The 20658-nt window shown below is 41.1% G+C and carries 19 protein-coding genes; 6 read left to right on the top strand and 13 right to left on the bottom strand.

What is annotated here, in order from left to right; all coding sequences use genetic code 11:
- Positions 1-924: 924 nt before the first annotated feature.
- The 6 genes from cysQ to cysG are packed head-to-tail and all read right to left on the bottom strand — an operon-like array spanning position 925 to position 7835.
- Positions 925-1662 (bottom strand): 3'(2'),5'-bisphosphate nucleotidase CysQ, encoded by a 738-nt coding sequence (cysQ, locus tag PPBDW_RS14035; RefSeq protein WP_036788756.1) that lies wholly within the window; start codon positions 1660-1662, stop codon positions 925-927.
- Between the two features lie 24 nt (positions 1663-1686).
- Positions 1687-2310 (bottom strand): adenylyl-sulfate kinase, encoded by a 624-nt coding sequence (gene cysC, locus PPBDW_RS14040; protein WP_036788758.1) that lies wholly within the window; start codon positions 2308-2310, stop codon positions 1687-1689.
- A 19-nt stretch (positions 2311-2329) separates the two neighbouring features.
- Positions 2330-4060, bottom strand: a complete 1731-nt coding sequence (locus PPBDW_RS14045) for an SLC13 family permease (protein WP_036788760.1) — start codon at positions 4058-4060, stop codon at positions 2330-2332.
- A gap of 5 nt (positions 4061-4065) precedes the next feature.
- Positions 4066-5487: a sulfate adenylyltransferase subunit CysN gene (gene cysN, locus PPBDW_RS14050; RefSeq protein WP_036788762.1), complete on the bottom strand. Its 1422-nt coding sequence runs from the start codon at positions 5485-5487 to the stop codon at positions 4066-4068.
- 10 nt (positions 5488-5497) lie between these two features.
- Entirely contained in the window at positions 5498-6406 is a 909-nt protein-coding gene (cysD, locus tag PPBDW_RS14055; protein WP_036788764.1) for a sulfate adenylyltransferase subunit CysD, read from the bottom strand.
- Positions 6407-6419: 13 nt separating this feature from the next.
- Positions 6420-7835, bottom strand: a complete 1416-nt coding sequence (gene cysG, locus PPBDW_RS14060) for a siroheme synthase CysG (RefSeq protein ID WP_036788765.1) — start codon at positions 7833-7835, stop codon at positions 6420-6422.
- Between the two features lie 415 nt (positions 7836-8250).
- Here cysG and PPBDW_RS14065 point away from each other — a divergent pair, with 415 nt between their 5' ends.
- The 4 genes from PPBDW_RS14065 (at position 8251) to PPBDW_RS14080 (ending at position 12307) form a co-directional block, all read left to right on the top strand.
- A complete protein-coding gene (locus PPBDW_RS14065) occupies positions 8251-10218 on the top strand; it encodes a bifunctional 2',3'-cyclic-nucleotide 2'-phosphodiesterase/3'-nucleotidase (protein WP_036788767.1) in 1968 nt (655 codons plus the stop codon).
- A 95-nt stretch (positions 10219-10313) separates the two neighbouring features.
- Positions 10314-10910 carry a Crp/Fnr family transcriptional regulator gene (locus PPBDW_RS14070; RefSeq protein ID WP_156312894.1) on the top strand — a complete coding sequence of 199 codons (597 nt, stop codon included), beginning with the start codon at positions 10314-10316 and terminating at the stop codon, positions 10908-10910.
- A gap of 69 nt (positions 10911-10979) precedes the next feature.
- Positions 10980-11441 (top strand): GNAT family N-acetyltransferase, encoded by a 462-nt coding sequence (locus PPBDW_RS14075; RefSeq protein ID WP_036788770.1) that lies wholly within the window; start codon positions 10980-10982, stop codon positions 11439-11441.
- Positions 11441-12307 (top strand): DMT family transporter, encoded by an 867-nt coding sequence (locus PPBDW_RS14080; protein WP_036788772.1) that lies wholly within the window; start codon positions 11441-11443, stop codon positions 12305-12307. The genes PPBDW_RS14075 and PPBDW_RS14080 overlap by 1 nt, the downstream gene beginning before the upstream one ends.
- Positions 12308-12394: 87 nt before the next feature.
- Here the strand turns inward: PPBDW_RS14080 and PPBDW_RS14085 are convergent, their stop codons facing one another.
- Positions 12395-13255 (bottom strand): LysM-like peptidoglycan-binding domain-containing protein, encoded by an 861-nt coding sequence (locus PPBDW_RS14085; RefSeq protein WP_107174234.1) that lies wholly within the window; start codon positions 13253-13255, stop codon positions 12395-12397.
- 124 nt (positions 13256-13379) lie between these two features.
- Between PPBDW_RS14085 and bamJ the strand changes: the two genes are divergently transcribed.
- Positions 13380-14000, top strand: a complete 621-nt coding sequence (bamJ, locus tag PPBDW_RS14090) for a BamJ family beta-barrel-assembly machinery protein (RefSeq protein WP_036788774.1) — start codon at positions 13380-13382, stop codon at positions 13998-14000.
- Between the two features lie 178 nt (positions 14001-14178).
- A complete protein-coding gene (locus tag PPBDW_RS14095; protein WP_036788776.1) occupies positions 14179-14664 on the top strand; it encodes a DUF2780 domain-containing protein in 486 nt (161 codons plus the stop codon).
- Between the two features lie 76 nt (positions 14665-14740).
- Here PPBDW_RS14095 and PPBDW_RS14100 read toward each other — a convergent pair whose 3' ends face one another.
- The 6 genes from PPBDW_RS14100 to pspG all read right to left on the bottom strand — a co-directional run bounded on the left by PPBDW_RS14100 (position 14741) and on the right by pspG (position 20502).
- On the bottom strand, positions 14741-15505 hold the full coding sequence (locus PPBDW_RS14100) for a phosphoadenylyl-sulfate reductase (RefSeq protein ID WP_036788778.1): 765 nt from the start codon (positions 15503-15505) through the stop codon (positions 14741-14743).
- Entirely contained in the window at positions 15498-17189 is a 1692-nt protein-coding gene (cysI, locus tag PPBDW_RS14105) for an assimilatory sulfite reductase (NADPH) hemoprotein subunit (RefSeq protein ID WP_036788780.1), read from the bottom strand. Before cysI ends, PPBDW_RS14100 begins: the two co-directional genes overlap by 8 nt.
- Entirely contained in the window at positions 17189-19003 is a 1815-nt protein-coding gene (locus PPBDW_RS14110) for an assimilatory sulfite reductase (NADPH) flavoprotein subunit (RefSeq protein WP_036788782.1), read from the bottom strand. The genes cysI and PPBDW_RS14110 overlap by 1 nt, the downstream gene beginning before the upstream one ends.
- 166 nt (positions 19004-19169) lie before the next feature.
- Positions 19170-19400, bottom strand: coding sequence for an RNA-binding protein (locus tag PPBDW_RS14115; protein ID WP_036788784.1), 231 nt, complete (start codon positions 19398-19400; stop codon positions 19170-19172).
- A 155-nt stretch (positions 19401-19555) separates the two neighbouring features.
- Positions 19556-20182, bottom strand: coding sequence for a TIGR04219 family outer membrane beta-barrel protein (locus tag PPBDW_RS14120; protein ID WP_036788786.1), 627 nt, complete (start codon positions 20180-20182; stop codon positions 19556-19558).
- 77 nt (positions 20183-20259) lie between these two features.
- Positions 20260-20502, bottom strand: a complete 243-nt coding sequence (gene pspG / locus PPBDW_RS14125) for an envelope stress response protein PspG (protein ID WP_036788787.1) — start codon at positions 20500-20502, stop codon at positions 20260-20262.
- Between the last annotated feature and the right edge of the window lie 156 nt (positions 20503-20658).

The following is a 20658-nucleotide window of genomic DNA, read 5'->3' on the forward strand; positions in this document are numbered from 1 at the left end:
AATCCTGACGCGAGAGGCCCGAAGGTCCCCCTCTTTGCTCCGAAGAGATTATGCGGTATTAGCTATCGTTTCCAATAGTTATCCCCCACATCAGGGTATATTCCCAGGCATTACTCACCCGTCCGCCGCTCGTCAGCAAAAGAAGCAAGCTTCTTTTCTGTTACCGCTCGACTTGCATGTGTTAGGCCTGCCGCCAGCGTTCAATCTGAGCCATGATCAAACTCTTCAATTAAAGTTTTGTTGGTCTTTCGACCGGCTCAATAAATACTGACTTTAAATACCGTAGTAAATTAAAGCTTTTTATCATTTAAAAAATGATAATTAAATAACTGTGCCAAAATAACTTGCGTCATTTTGTTTTGGTCACTCAGTTTATTGATAAATCTTTCGACTTAACTATTCAGTGAGTGCCCACACAGATTGCATGGTCAAATTGTTAAAGAACATTAGCACAATACATCGTATTGGCTGAGGCTGCGTATATTACTCCGCGCCAGTTTAAAGTCAACAAGTTTTTTAAATAAACTTCAGAAAACCCTTTATTGACTGGCCTTGTGTAAGAGATAGTTCCTATTTCTCACAACTCGAATAGCATCCAAATCAAGACCGCGATTTTTATAACTTAATATAAGACTATAATAGTCATTATAGTTATAATTTTTTATAAACCGCTTATCGACAAGTTACACACAGGTTGTAAATAACTTACCAACCGTAGGTATTCCGTGTCGTTGGGCTGCATTATAGGGAGAACAAAAAGAATGACAATTGTTTATTTGGATTTTTAACACGAATGCTAGTAATTCCAACCAAAAGCCATAAAAGACTCAATATTCATACAACAAGACTCTTGATTAGTAGTCGTCATTTAAAAATAATGCTGACTATTTAATCAATCAATAGCTTTTGGTTAATTTAAAATGATTATGAGACCACAAAATAAGGGTTCAACAAAGATTCGCGATCATAACGAAGAGGGAAACCATCGAGATCATTCACTGTCGCCCCTGCACTCTCAGCAATACATTGACCAGCGGCGGTATCCCACATCATAGTTGGTCCAAAACGGGGATAATATTGCGCGCGTCCTTCAGCAACTAGACAAAACTTCAATGATGATCCAACTTCAACCAATTTATGCTCACCTAGTTGTTGAAGGTAAACATCGAATTCAACTGATGGGTGCGAACGACTGCCAACCACGGTTGGTATAGTAGAAGGCAGAAGACGAATAGTATCTTTGCCGGCTTTAGTAACAAGCCAAGCGGTTTTACCATTACCCAACCAAGCTTTATTTAGTGCGGGCGCATAGATAACAGCTAAAACAGGTTTTCCATTTTCAATAAGCGCAATGTTAACGGTGAACTCACCATTCTTATTGATAAATTCCTTGGTGCCATCAAGTGGATCCACCAGCCAAAAAGATTGCCAATGCTGACGCTGCTGCCAATCAGTATGTGGTGATTCTTCAGATAAGATCGGGATATCAGGTGTCAACTGTTGTAATTGGCTAATGATAATTTCATTTGCTGCAAGATCAGCAACGGTTACGGGACTATTATCTGCTTTATTATCAATAGTAAGATTACTGTGATAATGAGCCATTATCGATTTACCAGCATCTAATGCGATGTTGTATATAGCATCAATTAATACTGTCACTTGCGGTACTCCTGTTACCGGTTATCAAGTAATAATGCTTTGACTACGTAAAGCATCAATACATTGCTCAACCAACTCATTAATATTATGGCTATCAGCTGCAAGGTGAATTTCAGGTTGTAATGGTGCTTGGTACTCAGCATCAATACCGGTAAATTGCTTTATTTCACCAGCACGTGCTTTTTTATAGAGCCCTTTAGGGTCACGCTTTTCACATTCAGCCAAAGGCGTATCAACAAACACTTCAATAAATTCACCTTGGGGAAGTAAATCACGAACTAATTGTCTTTCTTCACGATAAGGGGAAATAAATGCACTTAGCACTATCAGTCCTGAATCTGCCATTAATGTAGCAACCTCACCGATACGACGAATATTTTCGCGTCGATCTTGAGCTGAAAAACCGAGATCCTTACATAATCCATGACGAACATTATCACCATCTAATAAATAAGTGTGATAACCCAATGACAATAATTTATGTTCTAAGGCTCCAGCAACAGTCGACTTACCCGCACCACTCAATCCAGTAAACCATAAGACACAAGGTTGCTGCTGCTTTTGCTGACTTCGCTGTTCCTTGGTCACACTATAACTATGCCAGACAATATTATTGTTATCATCATGAGACTTCGTTGTCGTATTCATAACATATTCCATTGTTAATTTAGCTAAAAGGAAAGACTAATGGGATCAAGATCAATACTACCGTGGAATACACAATCGAAAGTGGTAATCCCAGTTTAAGGTAGTCGCTAATCTTATAATTGCCGACGCTGTAAACAAGTAAGTTAGTTTGATAACCATATGGGGAAATAAAACTCGCACTAGCACCAAATAATACCGCCATAATAAATGGCATAGGATCAACACCGTAGCCAAGCGCCAAACTATAACTAATTGGAAAAGCTAATGCCGCAGCTGCATTATTGGTGATCAATTCAGTCAGAATTAATGTTAGTAGATAAACTGCAATTAAGCCGCCATATACACCCCAACCATTAAAAGCGACAATGAGTGCTTGTCCCATATGGTGTGATAAACCACTGGTGATCATCAATTGTGCCAGTGTTAATGCTGAGCCAACAATCACTACAATATCAACCGGAAATCGACGACGAAGTTCATTGAAAGAAATAATCCCCAATCCCACCAGCACCACGAGGTAAATGGCTAATCCTTTAATCAATGGCAGCCACTCAGCTAAAGCCAATACAATCACACTTAAAAAGCCAACCAGTACCGTTGTACTGCGGTAGCTATCTAAACGGGCACTTGAATCAAGACCATTAACTAATACAAACTCACGTTCTAGCATGGTTTGTTTTTGATTAAACAATTTCCCGGGCACAATGACTAACGTATCGCCTGCTCGTAATTCAATATTACCTAAACCCCCTGCTAATCGTTCATGGCCGCGACGAATTGCAACGACAACGGCATCAAAGTTTTCACGAAATTTAGTGCTTTTTAATGTACTACCGCAAATGGCTGCAGAATGACTAACCACTACCTCCATCATTGATTGACCATTAAGATGGTGCTGACCAAATAAATGTAGCCCTTCAATTTCTTGCAAGGTGGTGACACTTCCAATATCACCACAGAACAATAACCGATCACCTGCTTGTAATTGGGTATTAGGACAAACAGGTGCTATCGTCTTACCATCACGGATCAGCTCAGCTAAAAATAACCGGCGTAATGCTCTCAGCCCATTTTCTGCCACTGTCTTGCCGATAAGAGATGAATGCGTTTTCACTCGCGCTTCTAAAAAGTAGGGCAGCTGTTCTTCATTGTCATCATCGTTATTCGGTAGAAAATAACTCAGCGGGATTAAAATAATTAAACCGATAACTAATACCGCTAAGCCAATTAGGGTTGGCGCAAAAAATCCAAGACTTGGTAAGCCAACATCTTCAACAAAACTATTAATAATGAGGTTAGTCGATGTACCAATTAGGGTTAATGTACCCCCTAAAATAGCGGCATAAGATAAAGGTAGTAATAATTTAGATGGAGCATGACGCTGATTACGTTTTATCGCCCCGATTAATGACACGACTACCGCGGTATTATTAGTAAATGATGATAATAACGCTGTCGATATTCCAAGCTTAGCCACTACTGAGCTATGGCCCCCTTGTGAAATCTGACGCCCGACCCAGCTAATCAAACGCGTTTTCTCTAGTGCAATTGAAACCAAAATCAATAGCACTAACGTTAATAATGATGAGTTGGTAAAATTTGCGCCAATTGCAGGTAATTCAATTAAGTTGGCTTGAAAACCAATAAACGCACTACCAGCAAATAAATACGCAGGTTTAATCTTTGTAGTAAGCAAGCAGAGAATAATCACTACTAGCATTGCCAGCACAGTAGCTTGTTCCCAGCTCATTTACATCACTCCAGCAATTGACCAATATCTTTGGCATCCCAGTGAGGGAAATGCTTACGAACAAGTGCATTGAATTCCAACTCAAACGCTGAATAACGACCACTTTGCTTAGCAACTAATGCTTCACGCACTAAACCAGCCCCCACAGTTACATTCGTTAAACGATCTATAATGATAAACCCGCCAGTATCTTTACAAGTTTGATAACTATCTACAGCTATCGCATCGTGGAGATTAACTTCACATAAACCAATCCCATTAAGCGGTAACGTCTCAGTGGCAAAGGTATCAAGACTATTAATATCAACTTGATGACGTATTGCACTCACACTGCCTAGCGTTTTTTTACCTGCAACTTTAATATCATACTGACGTCCAGCTGCTAATGCGGTCTCGCCCATCCAGACAATATCGGCCAAAACATTATTACTTAAGGGTACTTCGTCTTCAGCAGCTATCAGTGTATCGCCGCGGCTAATATCAATTTCATCCGCTAAGGTAACGGTAATAGCTTGGCCTTTATGCGCTGATGCTAAATCACCATCAAAAGTGACAATTCGCTCTATTGTGGACGTTTTGCCTGAAGGCAATGCCGTCACTCGTTGCCCTACACGTAACTCACCAGATGCTAACGTGCCAGCAAAACCACGAAAATCAAGATTTGGACGATTAACGTATTGGATTGGAAAGCGTAGAACTGATGAATCATCGCCGGTTGATAAATCAACGTGTTCTAATAAAGTTAATAACGGCTCGCCTTGATACCACGCCATCTTGGCACTTTGACTAACAACGTTATCGCCTTCTAATGCTGACAGTGGTAGCAATTGAATATTGATATTAGGGTTTAGTTTTTTTGAAAATTGGAGATATTGCTGACTAATATCGTCAAAACGTGCTTGATCAAAGTCAACCAAATCCATTTTATTAATCGCCACAATAAACTGACGAATACCAAGTAAACTGGCGATATAAGAATGACGACGGGTTTGGTCTAACACGCCTTTACGAGCATCAATCAAAATAACAGCCACATCACAGGTCGATGCACCCGTCGCCATATTACGAGTGTATTGCTCATGTCCTGGTGTATCAGCAATAATAAACTTACGCGCTTTAGTCGAAAAATAACGGTAAGCAACATCAATGGTGATCCCTTGCTCACGTTCTGCCTGCAACCCATCAACCAATAATGCGAGATCAGGTTTATCCCCCGTGGTACCGACTTTTTGACTATCGGTGTGGATTGCCGCAAGTTGATCTTCATAAATCTGATGAGAATCATGTAACAAGCGACCAATTAAGGTACTTTTACCATCATCAACTGAGCCGCAGGTTAAAAATCGCAGCAGAGATTTATTATGGTGTTGATCGAGGTAAGCTTCGATACCAAGCTCTGCTACCTGTTGTTCTATGACACTGTTCATTATTCTCTCCTTAGAAATAACCCTGGCGTTTTTTCAATTCCATAGAGCCAGATTGATCATGATCGATAGCTCGTCCTTGGCGCTCACTTGAGGTTGCCACCAGCATTTCTTCAATAATTCCCGGTAAAGTATCAGCTGTTGACTCCACCGCTCCCGTTAATGGATAACAACCTAACGTTCTAAAACGGACACTTTTTTGTTGAATGGTTTCTCCTGGTTGCAACTCTAACCGCTCGTCATCAACCATAATTAGCATTCCGTCACGTTCAACAACCGGCCGTACTTGAGATAAGTACAACGGTACAATTTCAATTTGCTCTAAGAAGATATATTGCCAAATATCGAGTTCAGTCCAATTTGATAATGGGAATACTCGAATACTCTCGCCTTTATTTATCTGGCCGTTATAAGTTTTCCATAATTCAGGACGTTGATTCTTAGGATCCCAACTGTGATTTTTATCACGGAATGAATATACCCGTTCTTTAGCACGCGACTTTTCTTCATCACGACGGGCGCCACCAAATGCAGCATCAAAACCGTATTTATCCAATGCTTGCTTAAGCCCTTGGGTTTTCATGATATCAGTGTGCTTGGACGAGCCATGAGTAAACGGTCCCACCCCCATTGCCAACCCTTCTGGGTTTTTATGAACTAATAAATCAAAACCGTATTTCTTAGCGGTACGATCACGGAACTCAATCATTTCACGAAATTTCCAATTGGTATCAACGTGCAATAACGGAAACGGAATTTTTCCGGGATAGAAAGCCTTACGGGCTAAATGCAACATCACTGATGAATCTTTTCCAATGGAGTACATCATTACTGGGTTATCAAACTCAGCGGCAACTTCACGCAAAATATGAATACTTTCTGCTTCGAGCTGCTTGAGGTGGGTTAAACGTTTCGGGTCCATCACTCTCTCCATGCTATGCCAGCTTCACTACCGCTTCAGGTTGCGGTAATAACTGTTCCTTTGTTGTGAACCAAGCTAATTTATGTGACAACTTGACGACTTCACCGACAACAATTAATGATGGCGAAGCAGCATGCTGTGCTAAATCGGCAAGTTCATCTAATTGTCCGGTTAATACTTTTTGGGTGGCTTGTGTACCGCGTTCAATAATGGCAATTGGTGTTTCGGGGGCGCGACCATGCTGTAACAACTGCTGTTGAATATGACTTGATTTCATTAACCCCATATAAATCACTAGTGTTTGATTACCACGGGCTAATGTTGACCAATCGAGCTGCTTACCATCAGGTTTTAAGTGGCCAGTAATAAACATTGCTGTTTGAGCATAATCACGGTGAGTTAATGGAATGCCTGCATAGGCTGTTGCACCAGCGGCAGCGGTAATACCGGGAACAACTTGAAAATCGATCCCAGCATCCACCAGCACTTCTAATTCTTCGGCGCCGCGACCAAACACAAATGGATCACCGCCTTTAAGTCGTACCACTCGCTTACCTTGCTGTGCATATTCAACAATTAAACGGTTGGTTTGTTCTTGAGGAACGCTATGAAAACCCGCTTTTTTGCCAACACAGACTAATTCTGCATCACGACGCACTAACGCCATCACTTCATCAGAAACAAGGTAGTCATATAACACCACATCCGCCTGCTGCATTAATTGCAAACCACGTAACGTTAATAACCCTGCATCACCGGGGCCAGCACCAATTAAAGCGACTTGACCAGAGGGAGCGGTGTGTTGTTGTAACTGTTGATGTAATGCTTGCTGCGCTTCACTGTCGCGACCCACCGCAACGAGATCAGCAAAACGACCATTAAATGCTTGTTCCCAAAAAGCACGACGGCTGGAAAAAGTGGCGATTTTTGTAGCAAGATAATGGCGAAAATCACCAGCAATAGTTGTCATTTTACCTAAGTGCTGTGGCAGCATAGCTTCGAGCTTTTGACGGAGTAAACGCGCTAAAACAGGCGCTTTACCTGAAGATGAAATAGCAACAATGATTGGTGAGCGATCAACAATTGACGGCACAATAAAGCTGCAACGTTGAGTATCATCAACCACATTCACTAACACTTGGCGTTGATTCGCAGCTTGATATACCAATGCATTAAGTGCTTTATGCGGCGTGGCTGCAATCGCTAAAAAAATACCATCGAGATCGCTAGGTGCAAACTCTTCGCCAACATGACGAACTTGGTTCGTGGCAATAGCAGCGATAAAATCGTCATTGAGCTTAGATGCAATCACACCAACATCAGCTCCTGCTTTTAATAACATCCTTGTTTTGCGCCATGCGCTACTACCGCCACCGACAACCAAACATGGTCGACGCTTTAAATCAGCAAATATTGGCAAATAATCCATTGTGCACTCTCCGTTGTTGCTCTGTTACCACTATAGAGAGCTAGCGATATTACTTGAAATTCTAAAGTTTCATTTTTTATACCAAAAAGTTTGGTTATTAATTCAACAGTCATGTTTTTGTCGTCAAATAGAATGATCAACCGTGAATAAATACAAACCAGACATAAACAGCTAACAACGAGGAGAATAGAGGATTTTCAAATAACACTTCGAACCTAAGTTATGCTTTTTCTTTCTTAATTTAATCAACAATATTTGCGTTTAGAGCTGTTATTGCTGTTATTTAACGGCTTAATAATGGTTATGCATATAAAAAATGAGAGTTAAAGCACAATTACGTGATTGGTTATAATAGTAACTGCACAAGGTTTGCTATTTTATGCACGCTTTCCTTGCCTATCCTTTGGAGATACACATGAAATTATCTGTTAAGCCTTTATCAATCGCGGTATTGGGCGGATTACTGCTACTTGCTGGTCCTGCAAATGCAGAAACAATTAAATTACGTATTCTTGAAACAACAGATATTCATACTAATGTGATGGATTACGATTATTACAAGGATAAGCCAACCGATAAAACGGGGTTAGTACGTACCGCTACGTTGGTTGAAAAGGCACGCGCTGAAGTCATTAACAGTGTGTTGGTTGATAATGGTGATTTGCTGCAAGGTAGCCCTATGGGTGACTACATGGCAGCAAAAGGCCTTAAAAAAGGCGAAGTACACCCTGTTTATAAAGTCATGAATCAATTGGGCTATGCCGTGGGCAATATTGGTAACCACGAATTTAACTATGGTCTTGATTTCCTTAATGCAAGTATTGAAGGTGCTAACTTCCCTTACATCAATGCCAATGTTTATGATCTAAAAACAGGCAAAAACTTATTTACGCCTTACCTTATCAAGGATTACACCTTTAAAGATAACGACGGCAATAACCAAAAACTGAAGATTGGTTACATTGGCTTCGTACCACCACAAATTATGGTGTGGGATAAAAATAATCTTGAAGGAAAAGTAGAAGCTAAAGATATTAAACAAACCGCTGAGAAATTCATTCCTCAAATGAAAGCGGAAGGCGCCGATATTATTATCGCGATTCCACACTCAGGTGTATCAGCTGACCCATATAAAGTTGGCGCAGAAAACTCGGTGTATTTCCTAACTCAAGTTGAAGGTATCGATGCGATCGCATTTGGTCATTCGCACGCCGTATTCCCAAGTAAAGATTTTGCGAATCTACCAGGTGCTGATATTGAAAAAGGCACCATCAATGGTATTCCAGCAGTGATGCCTGGGCGCTGGGGTGATCACGTCGGTATCATGGATTTAGTCTTAGACAAAGAAGGCAATAGTTGGAAAGTAACTTCGGCCCAAACTGAAGCTCGACCAATCTTTGATAAGGCTAACCAAAAATCATTAGTAAACGCTGATCCTAAATTAGTGGCAGCGGTAAAAATTGATCATAACGCTACCCGTGATTTTGTGAACCAGCCCATTGGTAAAGCCAGTGATGTAATGTACAGCTATTTAGCCTTGGTTCAAGATGATCCAACAGTACAAATTGTTAACTTGGCACAAAAGGATTACGTAGAACGCTTTATTCAAGGGGATCCAGATCTTGATGGCCTACCAGTATTATCAGCAGCGGCGCCATTTAAAGCTGGCGGTCGTGGTAATGATGCGGGTAACTACACTGAAGTAGAAGCTGGACAGCTGACCTTCCGTAACGCTGCTGACTTATACTTATATCCTAATACTCTCGTGGCAATGAAAGTTACTGGAAAAGAAGTACAAGAGTGGCTTGAATGTTCAGCGGCGCAATTTAACCAAATTGATGTGAACAGTGATAAGCCGCAAGGGCTGATTAACTGGGATGGTTTCCGTACTTATAACTTCGATGTTATTGATGGTGTAAAATACAATATTGATATTTCACAACCAGCCAAATACGACGGTGAATGTAAGCTGATTAACCCAACCGCTAACCGTATTAAAGATTTAAGCTTTAATGGTAAGCCAATTGATCTTAAACAAACGTTCTTAATCGCAACCAATAACTACCGTGCATACAGTGGCAAATTTGCGGGGACAGGTGAAGCTTTTGTTGCCTTTGCATCACCGGATGAAAACCGTACCGTGTTATCAGATTACATCAGTCGTGTTAGTAAACAAAAAGGTCAAGTCGTACCAAGTGCTGATAATAACTGGCACTTCACGCCACTTAAGAGTGACAAACAACTACAGATCACGTTTGAAACCGCTAACAGTGATAAAGCAGCACAGTTTATTAAAGATAAAGGCCAATACCCAATGCAACAAGTAAGTACAACTCCTGGCGGGTTTGCTATTTACCAATTGGATCTTCAAGCCAACAAATAATAATACTCCAGCGTAATATCAATATACCGCAACCTTGGTTGCGGTATTTTTTTTGATACACTGCAGCTACCATCTTTTTATAAGTTAAATCACCTATGTCACCTAATAACCATGTTGAATTAACGGCTTTCTTGACCCAACTCGGGGCAGACTCTGCAACCATTAACGATGTCATTGCCGTTGCAGAACCACTGGATCTTCCAACTCGCCATATTTTATTACACCAAGGGCAAACCCAAACGCATTGCTACTTTTTATTAGACGGCCTCTGTCATGCTTGTTATCTCACAGAGCAAGGTAAACAGTTCAGTAAAGAATTCTACTGGGATCAAGATGTGATTATTGGCTTTGAAAGTTTAATTAATAACGAGCCTTCAGCATTTTTATTAGAAACATTATCCGCCAACCAATTAATCATGTTACCAATCACGCTATTTCAACAATGGCGTCAGCAGCAACATCCATTGTATCAAACATTATTAGAACGCCAATTACTGCATAAAGAACACAAAGAACGCTTTATGTTAATGCATACTCCAGAACAACGACTGCAACTGTTTAGTGATCATTTTCCAGAGCTAGTCGGCCGTATTACCGATTATCAATTAGCGTCTTACTTAGGTATTACTTCAATTAGCCTCAGCCGTATAAAAAAACGCCTCACAAGTGGCGATATTATTGATAAAAATTAACCATTGTTAACCTCGCTAGGCACAAATATCGATACACTGCTGGCAGCAGATCTAATAAGGAATTTAACCATGACGACTTGGCAATGTTTAACCTTTGAGCAACTCACTACCCATCAGCTTTATGATCTCTTAAAGCTACGTTCTGATGTATTTGGGGTTGAACAAAATTGTGTTTATCCTGATCTTGATGATCATGATCGCGCAGAGAATGTTTTTCACTTACTCGGTTACGTTAACAATGAATTAGTCGCATACCTACGTTTATTAGCCCCAGGAGTGACTTATGATAATGTCAGTATTGGCCGAGTTGTGGTTACCCCAAGCCAACGTAAATCGGGTTTAGGCCATCAATTACTGCGTCAAGGATTAGCCCAAGCTGAAGAAATTTGGCCACAGCAACTGATTGAAATCGGTGCTCAACAGTATTTGATTGAATTCTATCGTTCACATGGTTTTACTCAAACCTCTGAGATGTATCTTGAAGACGGTATTCCTCACGTCGACATGCAACGATTACAAGAGCCCATGTAATGCGCTGGTCTGCCGTTTCAATAGGTATTGCTATTTTAATTTGCGGTAATTTATCGTCATCGTTATCTGATGTAGCAGTAAAACTATTAAACGGTAGCGTATCGGCATTTCAATATATGTTTATTCGCCAATTATTAAGTGTGCTCCTTATTACACCGCTATGGTTGCGATTACCCACTGCCCAGCGTGATATTGGTCATTGGAAAATCAATGCTATTCGTGCCCATCTGGTGTTAGCGGGGAGTGGCATGTTACTGATCGCTCTAACCTATTTACCACTAGCGACCGCAAATGCACTGTTTTATGCCGCGCCATTATTAATGCTACCACTCTCAATGGTTATTTTAGGCGAACGCCCAAATAAACAGAAAGTGTTGGCGACAGCGATTGGGTTTATCGGCATTGTGATCGTGTTACGGCCCGATCAATTTCATTGGGCTGCATTTGCAGCTTTAGGCACAGCGTCGACATTAGCGCTCTATAATGTTTTAGTTCGTAAACTTCCCCCGCAGCAACCAATTATCAGTACATTATTTTGGACGGGGATTTTATCATTACCAGTATCAAGCCTATTCGCTTATCAATTTTGGCAACCATTAGTGCCTCAACAATGGTTATTGATCGCAGCCAGTGCATTATTTACTTTAGGTTATCAGGGGTGTTGTGTTGCAGCTTATCGGAAAAGTGAGACCTATAAAATTGGTCTTGCAGAATATTCAGGACTGATCTTCGTCGCTATCTTTGGTTACCTCTGGTTTAACGAAACACCCGATCTCCTCACTGGGTTAGGGATCCTGCTGATTATTATACCAATGGCTCCCTGGCCAAAGAGTCGTCGCACCAAAGATAGATTGATTCATGATTAAAAACTAACAAGCCGCCGAGATTCATCTTATTACGACTAAGAATAAATCACTGGCGGCTCGTTTATTTAGCATGCAATCACAATCAGCTTATTGACGGTAAAAACGTCCATTTGCATTTCTTGCATAAGAAACAGAAATACCATTACCTTGAATTTGTAAGCCATCAATTTTACCTTGGCTATTCTGACGATAACGCAACGTTTGTCCGGCTTGAATACGACTAATTGGCCTACCTGCCCCTTCAATATTCGCCATTGCATAAAGATCACCTAACGGTAAATCCTTATCACGGAAAATATTGGCTAAGGTTTCTCCTGCCGGTACTTTCAAACTGTACCACTTGCCTGCAATACCTGCCGGTTGTGTCGCTACCACGGATGCAGGTTGCACTTGAGGCTGAGCAGCTTGTGATACCACTACCGGTTTATGAGTCGTAGTATCAATGGTATAGACCTTACCACCATTAATCGGGTAGATTTTTGATGTCATTGGTTTTCGCTCAGGTGCCGGACCACGATCTTCCATACCACCAGCAGCTTTCATTCCTGCGTCTTCTTTAATATCAGCGCTATCTAATACCACATCGGTACGTTTAACCACACCTTGCTTACTACTACCATCAGGATTATTTTCTGCCTGAATATTAGGACCAGAGGTTAATTGGCTAGCAACATCACTATTATCTAAGTTAAGTGAGATATTACGTCGCATCGGCACGCTATCCGCTCCTCCTTCTAATTCCTTCGCTGATGGCAACATTAACACTCCAATAAATATCGGAATTAAAATGATTAATGCCCAGCGATGAAAGCGTGGAAAACGCTGCCATACCTGACCAACGCCAGATATACGCTCACAGCACTTTGCCTTCATCGCGCCAATGTTTAATTTTACTGGCGGTTGACGGCGGCCGTTTTTTTTATTTGAACGGCGATTTACCTTTCCCATATACAGCACTCCAAAGCTTCATATGTCACGCAATTAGCGAATATTAGTTACAAACATTTACCCGATGGGGGCGAAACTGTTATCCTGCTTACTTTAATTCATTCTACATTAAGAGATGACAATAATGTCTGACGTTAAACTAGATACAGTTGAGACTAAAGCAAGCTACGGTATTGGTCTACAAATGGGCCAACAACTAGCACAAAGTGGTCTTGAAGGCCTAAACGTAGCAGCAATTGCTAAAGGTATTGCAGCTTCTCTTGCTGGCGAGATGCCAGAAATCGAAGTTGACGAAATCAACAATGCACTGCGTGAACTTCACACAGCAGCAGACGCTGCACGTCAAGAGCAAGCTAAACTAGCTGCTGCTGATGGCGAAGCATTCTTAGCTGAAAATGCAAAGCGTGCAGAAGTTACAGTAACTGATTCTGGTCTTCAATACGAAGTTCTAGTTGAAGGTAACGGTGAAATCCCTACTTCTGACAAGCAAGTACGTGTTCATTACCACGGTATGCTAACAGATGGCACTGTTTTTGACAGCTCTGTATCTCGTGGTCAACCTGCAGAATTCCCTGTAACTGGCGTTATCGCTGGTTGGGTTGAAGCTCTTCAGATGATGCCTGTAGGTTCTAAGTGGAAACTATCTATTCCACAAGACCTTGCTTACGGTGAGCGCGGCGCAGGTGCTGCAATCCCTCCGTACGCAGCACTAGTATTTGAAGTAGAACTATTAGATATTCTATAAGATATCAAGTTTGAACCAATAGATAAACGGCGCTAATAGCGCCGTTTTTTATAGTTGCAAAATTACCCAACCAATAAAAAAGCATTGCAACCAGACAAATCTTCACTAGGATTGACATACCCGAGTCAATTTCTGATTTTAAAGACTTCGGTATTTATCTTTACTAAGGAGTCTCCTAATGAAAAAACGTCGTATCGTCACGACTCTCGCAGCGGTTGCATTGTTATCATCAAGCACCATGAGCTACGCTTTTAGCCTGTCTGATATTTTTGGTGGCGAAAGTGCCGATCAAGTAGTAAGTCAAGTGGCACAAAACCCACTGACAAAAACACTTATTTCTGAGCTTGGTGTTAAGCCAGAACAAGCTGCCGGTGGTGCGGGTGCACTATTAGGTTTAGCGGCCAGCCAACTTTCAGGCCCACAAGGCAATGAACTTGCAAAACTGATCCCTGGTGCTGAAAAGCTAACAGACTCACTACCATTGGGTTTAGGTCAATTACTCAGTAACCAAGCTAATATTGATAAAGTATTCTCAGTATTAGGTATGGATCCAAGTATGATTAATAAATTCATTCCAGTTATCACCCAATTCTTAGGCCAACAAGGTGCTAGTAACGCCCTTTTAGGCGCATTAGATAAAGTGTGGGCACCTGCTGCAAAATAATATCAGCCTCAAAACTAACAAGGCAGCGTCTACACGTTGCCTTGTTTTTTATTGAAGATCCAAACTTATAATTAGCTTAAATTCCAGAACCATGTGATTCAGTATCATTATCTTCATGTAAGCCACACTCACGTTTAAGACCAAAAAAACGCGTTTCTTGTTCGGTCATCCCAGGTTGCCATTTAACGGTGGTATGAATATCACCAACTGACAAATAATCTTGTTGTTTTAATGGGTGATAAGGTAAGCCATGCAGCTGCAAATAAGCATCAATATCTTCATTGGTCCAATCAATCACGGGTAAAAACTTAAACCGTCCATTTTGAATAGCTAATACTGGTAATGTTGCTCGCGAATCAGCCTGCTCGCGGCGCAATCCTGAAAACCAAGTGCCAACATTAAGCTCATTCAATGCTCGTTGCATCGGTTCAACTTTATTTAACTGATTATATTGCTTAATGCCTTCAACCCCTTGCAACCATAATTGGCCATAACGAGCTTCTTGCCACGCAGCACTATGTTGAGCACGATAAATATGTAGATTTAAATTAAGTTGCTCAGTTAAGCGATCAATAAACTGATAAGTCTCGGTAAATAAATACCCCGTATCAGTGAGCACGACGGCAATATCAGCCTTCGCTGCAGTCACTAAATGCAACATTACTGCGGATTGAATGCCAAAACTTGATGCTAACGCAAACTCCCCTTCAAGGTTATCCAGTGCCCACCGCACTCGTTGTTGTGCAGTCATGGTTTCCAGCATGGCATTAATTTCAGCCAGCTGAATAATTTGACTCACTTTTGGCAGTTCAAGTAACTCAGCCAGTTGAAATTTAGGCATAGAAATCCCTCATCGATATTTTTACTTCATCAATGATGCCACTACGAATAGTGAAATCACCAAAGTCTTCATTACGTTGACGCTCTGTAGCCCAACGTCCAACTAAACTATCAATTTCAGCCATAATCTGGGCAACGGTAATATTCTCACGATACATTTTCGGTACTCGAGTACCATTACGATTACCGCCTAAATGCAGGTTATATCGCCCAGGAGCTTTACCAACTAAACCTATTTCTGCCAGCATTGCCCGTCCACAACCATTAGGACACCCTGTTACCCGCAGAATAATATTCTCATCCTGAGCTAACCCATGCTTAGCCAACACCGCTTCAACATCAGTAACGAATTCAGGTAAGAAACGCTCTGCCTCTGCCATTGCTAATGGACAAGTTGGTAAAGAAACACATGCCATTGAATTTTTACGTTGTTCACTAACACTATCATCCATCAAACCATGATCACGCGCGATCTTCTCGATCTTGGCTTTGTCTTTTGCTAACACCCCAGCAACAATCAAGTTTTGGTTGGCGGTCATTCTAAAATCACCACCATGAACCTTAGCAATTTCTGCCATCCCTGTTTTTAGCGGTTTATTGGGATAATCAAGCAAACGGCCATTTTCAATGAACAACGCCAAATGATGTTTACCATCAATGCCTTCTACCCAACCAATACGATCACCACGATCGGTAAACTCATACGGACGGCTGTCTGCAAATTTAATACCTGCGCGTTGCTCAACTTCCGCTTTAAATACCTCAACCCCAACCCGATCAAGGGTATATTTAGTCTTAGCATTTTTACGATTTGAACGGTTACCCCAATCACGTTGCGTTGTTACCACCGCAGCTGCAACATCGAGGGTTTTATCTAATGCTACAAACCCAAAATCATCAGCTCGACGTGGATAAGTAGTATGATCACCATGCGTCATCGCAAGGCCACCACCAACCAAAACATTAAACCCAACCAATTTGCCATTATCAGCTATCGCAATAAAATTGAGATCATTAGCATGGACATCAACATCATTTTGCGGCGGAATAACCACTGTGGTTTTAAACTTACGCGGTAAATAGTTACTGCCTAAAATTGGCTCTTCATCGGTTGTTTCTAACTTTTCGCCATCAAGCCAAATTTCAGCATAAGCGCGGGTTTTAGGTAACAGATGCTCACTAATTTTTTTTGCCCACTCATAAGCTTGCTGATGTAATTCTGATTCAACTGGATTAGTCGTACATAACACATTACGGTTAACATCACCCGCGGTAGCAATTGAATCGATACCAATCTTATTGAGTGTTTGGTGCATTAATTTAATGTTAGGTTTTAGTACCCCATGAAATTGGAACGTTTGCCGTGTAGTTAAACGAATACTGCCATATGAAGTATGCTCATCAGCAAATTTATCAATCGCCAACCATTGTTTGGGCGTGATCACACCACCTGGCATACGTGCACGTAGCATCACATTTTGTAGGGGTTCTAATTTTTGTTTAGCGCGTTCAGCACGAATATCACGATCATCTTGTTGATACATGCCATGAAAACGAATTAACTGAAAGTTATCAGCCGTAAAACCACCAGTGATCCTATCACTGAGATCTTGTTCTATGGTGCCGCGAAGAAAATTACTTTGGCGCTTTAAACGTTCGTTATCTGATAATTTTTGCTCGGTCATTAGTACACATCCCTTTGATAGCGCTTAGTTTTACGCAGTTCATTGAGATACTGCTCGGCTTGTTGTGGTGTTTGATTTCCTTGCTGCTCAACGACAGTTAATAGTGCTTGATGAACATCCTTTGCCATGTGGGTTGCATCCCCACAAACATAAACATGCGCACCTTGTTGTAGCCACTGCCATACTTGCGAAGCTTGTTCTAAAATACGCTGTTGAACATAGACTTTTTGAGCTTGATCACGACTAAAGGCCACATCCATTTGCGTCACAACCCCTGCCTTTAAATACTTTTGCCACTCAACTTGATAAAGAAAATCTTCAGTAAAAGTTCTATCACCAAAGAATAACCAGTTTTTACCTGCTGCTTCGCGATTATCTCGCTCTTGGATAAAAGCTCGAAAAGGTGCGATACCTGTCCCAGGACCAATCATTATTACTGGCGTATTATCATCGGCAGGCAATTTAAAGTTATTGTTGGCTTCAACAAACACTTTCACTGCACCACCTTGTTCTAAGCGCTGGGCTAAAAAGCTTGAAGCGCCACCTTGACGTTGAATATCACCATGCTGGTATTCGACCACACCCACGGTAAGATGTACTTCGTCACCTACTTCTTGTTGGCTTGAAGCAATAGAATAAAGTCGCGGTGTAGAACGACGTAATAGGCCAACGAATTGGCAAGCAGTTAGCGTGGCTTTCTTTTCTGCTAACACATCAATAATTTGAGTCTTAGCCGCATAACTGCGTAATTTAGCTTTATCCGCCACCAGCTTTAACAATTTCTTACTCTGAGAAATCTCTGCATATTGAATTACAAATTGCGGATTAGCAGCGGTAATTTCATATTTACTGATCAAGGCATCACGCAAGGTTAATGTTTCAGTATCAACGTCAACCTCACTCTCAGCAGCCAGTCCGAGCTTAACAATAATGGCATCAACTAACGCTGGGTCATTGTCATACCACACACCTAGAGCATCACCGGGTTGATAACTTAACCCTGAGTCCTCTAAGTCGATTTCAATATGACGGACATCTTTATCGGAACCACGACCAGTGATTTTTTGACTAACAGATAAGCTAGCACTAAATGGATGTTGTTTATTATAAACAGCAGTAGCTGACTGATGTTGTCCCACGGGTAGCTGCACGACTTCAGCTTCACCAATTGATAATGTTTGCTGGGTTTTTTCTAATACTTGTAACTGCCACTCTGCCGCAGCTGCATCATAATCAACATCACAATCTAACCGTTCCAGCATTGGTTGAGCACCCAGTTTAGCCAGATAGTGATCAAAATCTTTGGCCGTTTGGCAGAAAAACTCATAACTTGAATCACCTAAACCAATAACGGCATAATGCAGCTCTGGTAATTTAGGCGCTTTCTTTGATTGTAAAAATTCATGTAATTCAATTGCATCATCGGGGGCTTCACCTTCTCCATGTGTTGAAGCAACAATGACAACATGGGTTTCTTTAGTGAGGTTTTTACCTTTAAAATCCCCCGCAGAAACCAGCTTAACGGCAATATCTTGAGCTTGAGCTTGCTGTTGTAACGCTTCAGCAACCCCTTTAGCATTGCCAGTTTGCGAAGCATAAATAATGGTTAATTTACCCGCAGGTTTTGCAGCAGCGAGAACATTTGACGCAGGAGCTGATGCCGTTGTTGGCGATTGAGATTGGCTCAACCCCCAAAAATAGCCACTGATCCAAGCCAGTTGTTGTGGTGATGATTCTGCCGCAGCTAACTTGAGTTGATCTATTTGTTGATCATTAAGTGGGCTAGCTAAAGCTGATAGTTGATTAATTGACATAGCACGACGATCCCTATTCATTGCGTTATGTTAGATTAGCCATTTACGGTAATAACAATAAAGAATAGATAAGAATGTTTTATAACCATTTGTAAGGTTAATCGCATAAAAAAACCAAACAGCTGGAACGCTCTTTGGTTTTTGAATAAGGGGAAATAAGGAGGATTTAATATTCGTCAGCAATCCTAACCTGTTGAAAACCAACCTCAAATGCTTGCTGAGTTGCGCTATCAACATCACCGTAGCACTGCTCACTACCGCAGATGTCAGTTAAAGGCACTAAGCCACCGCGCCGATGACGAAATTCAACAATATAACCACTATTAATCGATGGCTCGACCAATGCTTCAACAAGATCTTGGTGAGCGTATAGGTGTTTCAATTCAGTCAATGTCATCATTTACTCCCCCCTAATACTGATATTATGCATCATTAACATAATCAGTTTGCTTACCTTTAAAAGTGGTACATAAACTGAATTAACGCCAATAAAAAAACCACGAAATAATCGTGGTTTTATAACTGGATCACAGAATATGGGTTAGCTGTTAATTAAAAATCAACTTCCACACCGGCAAACCAACCATCAAGTTTCACATCACCTGATGTTGATTTTTTGAAATCGTAATCCATCATACGGTAACCCGCACGTAGATTAAGATCCGCTGCAACTAAGCCTAAGGTGTATTTCACACCAGCTTGGCCATCAAACAAACGTGTGCCGTCATACTTACCCGCATTCGCTTGAGCAAATACTGCTAGCGGGGTTGCTGGAATACCCAGTTCAGCACTACCATAAATCGTTGGTTGCCAATCATTAAAATTGTCACCATGACGAATACTAACAGCGCCAAATTTAGTCATAGTTACACCTAAATCAAGTGCCACTAAATCGTTATCAAGAATTTCATAGTAAGCTGTGAAATCACTTTGCCCAAACTCAACATCACCCGTATCAACATTGCTATAACGTACCATTACGTTTGGTACGAGAGGAATAAAATGTTCAAATGATGCGTAGTAAGATTGAGAAACATCATCACTTTTGTGACTATCTACTTTTGCGTTTGTAAACCATGCATCCGCACCCACTTTTACACCTAATAAGGTATCTGCTTGGGCTGGAAGCGCTGCCGCTAGCGTCATTGCTGCTGCAACTGAAAGCACCACTTTTTTCATGCCGAGTCTCCGCTCTTTATCATTTTATGTAATTGATCGCACAAAATTATATCAGATGCTGTATAAAAACACTGCAGTTAATAGCGACGATGGCGTGACATTCGCTCTTGATGCTGCTTATCAGCATTTCGCTCACGAAAAAACCAAATACCTAATGCAATAACGATGATCCATGGTAATAATTTAAAGACTAACCCCAACATTCCAACAACCGCCATTACTGCAAACCCCGCTGCAACTGCGATCAATAATCCAATCAGACTGACGCCGGTAAATACCAACACCAATGTAAAAGCGACTAAAAACAGAAACTCAAACATAGATCTTCCTTTTATTTAACTGCGTCATCCATATGACGCCACAGCATTAGATTTATTATTACCCACAATACTGCACAATTCACGCCAACTCTAAGTTAATTATTTTACTCTATTTTTCATGGACATAAAAAAACGCCAACACATTAAGCATTGGCG

The organism is Photobacterium kishitanii, from assembly GCF_000613045.3.
Lineage (GTDB): Bacteria > Pseudomonadota > Gammaproteobacteria > Enterobacterales > Vibrionaceae > Photobacterium > Photobacterium kishitanii.

Coding starts and splice junctions, on each gene's coding strand:
- cysC (WP_036788758.1), bottom strand. CDS start 2,310: ATGAATACGACAACGAAGTCTCATGATGATAACAATAATATTGTCTGG.
- PPBDW_RS14045 (WP_036788760.1), bottom strand. CDS start 4,060: ATGAGCTGGGAACAAGCTACTGTGCTGGCAATGCTAGTAGTGATTATT.
- cysN (WP_036788762.1), bottom strand. CDS start 5,487: ATGAACAGTGTCATAGAACAACAGGTAGCAGAGCTTGGTATCGAAGCT.
- cysD (WP_036788764.1), bottom strand. CDS start 6,406: ATGGACCCGAAACGTTTAACCCACCTCAAGCAGCTCGAAGCAGAAAGT.
- cysG (WP_036788765.1), bottom strand. CDS start 7,835: ATGGATTATTTGCCAATATTTGCTGATTTAAAGCGTCGACCATGTTTG.
- PPBDW_RS14065 (WP_036788767.1), top strand. CDS start 8,251: ATGAAATTATCTGTTAAGCCTTTATCAATCGCGGTATTGGGCGGATTA.
- PPBDW_RS14070 (WP_156312894.1), top strand. CDS start 10,314: ATGTCACCTAATAACCATGTTGAATTAACGGCTTTCTTGACCCAACTC.
- PPBDW_RS14075 (WP_036788770.1), top strand. CDS start 10,980: ATGACGACTTGGCAATGTTTAACCTTTGAGCAACTCACTACCCATCAG.
- PPBDW_RS14080 (WP_036788772.1), top strand. CDS start 11,441: ATGCGCTGGTCTGCCGTTTCAATAGGTATTGCTATTTTAATTTGCGGT.
- PPBDW_RS14085 (WP_107174234.1), bottom strand. CDS start 13,255: ATGGGAAAGGTAAATCGCCGTTCAAATAAAAAAAACGGCCGCCGTCAA.
- bamJ (WP_036788774.1), top strand. CDS start 13,380: ATGTCTGACGTTAAACTAGATACAGTTGAGACTAAAGCAAGCTACGGT.
- PPBDW_RS14095 (WP_036788776.1), top strand. CDS start 14,179: ATGAAAAAACGTCGTATCGTCACGACTCTCGCAGCGGTTGCATTGTTA.
- PPBDW_RS14100 (WP_036788778.1), bottom strand. CDS start 15,505: ATGCCTAAATTTCAACTGGCTGAGTTACTTGAACTGCCAAAAGTGAGT.
- cysI (WP_036788780.1), bottom strand. CDS start 17,189: ATGACCGAGCAAAAATTATCAGATAACGAACGTTTAAAGCGCCAAAGT.
- PPBDW_RS14110 (WP_036788782.1), bottom strand. CDS start 19,003: ATGTCAATTAATCAACTATCAGCTTTAGCTAGCCCACTTAATGATCAA.
- PPBDW_RS14115 (WP_036788784.1), bottom strand. CDS start 19,400: ATGACATTGACTGAATTGAAACACCTATACGCTCACCAAGATCTTGTT.
- PPBDW_RS14120 (WP_036788786.1), bottom strand. CDS start 20,182: ATGAAAAAAGTGGTGCTTTCAGTTGCAGCAGCAATGACGCTAGCGGCA.
- pspG (WP_036788787.1), bottom strand. CDS start 20,502: ATGTTTGAGTTTCTGTTTTTAGTCGCTTTTACATTGGTGTTGGTATTT.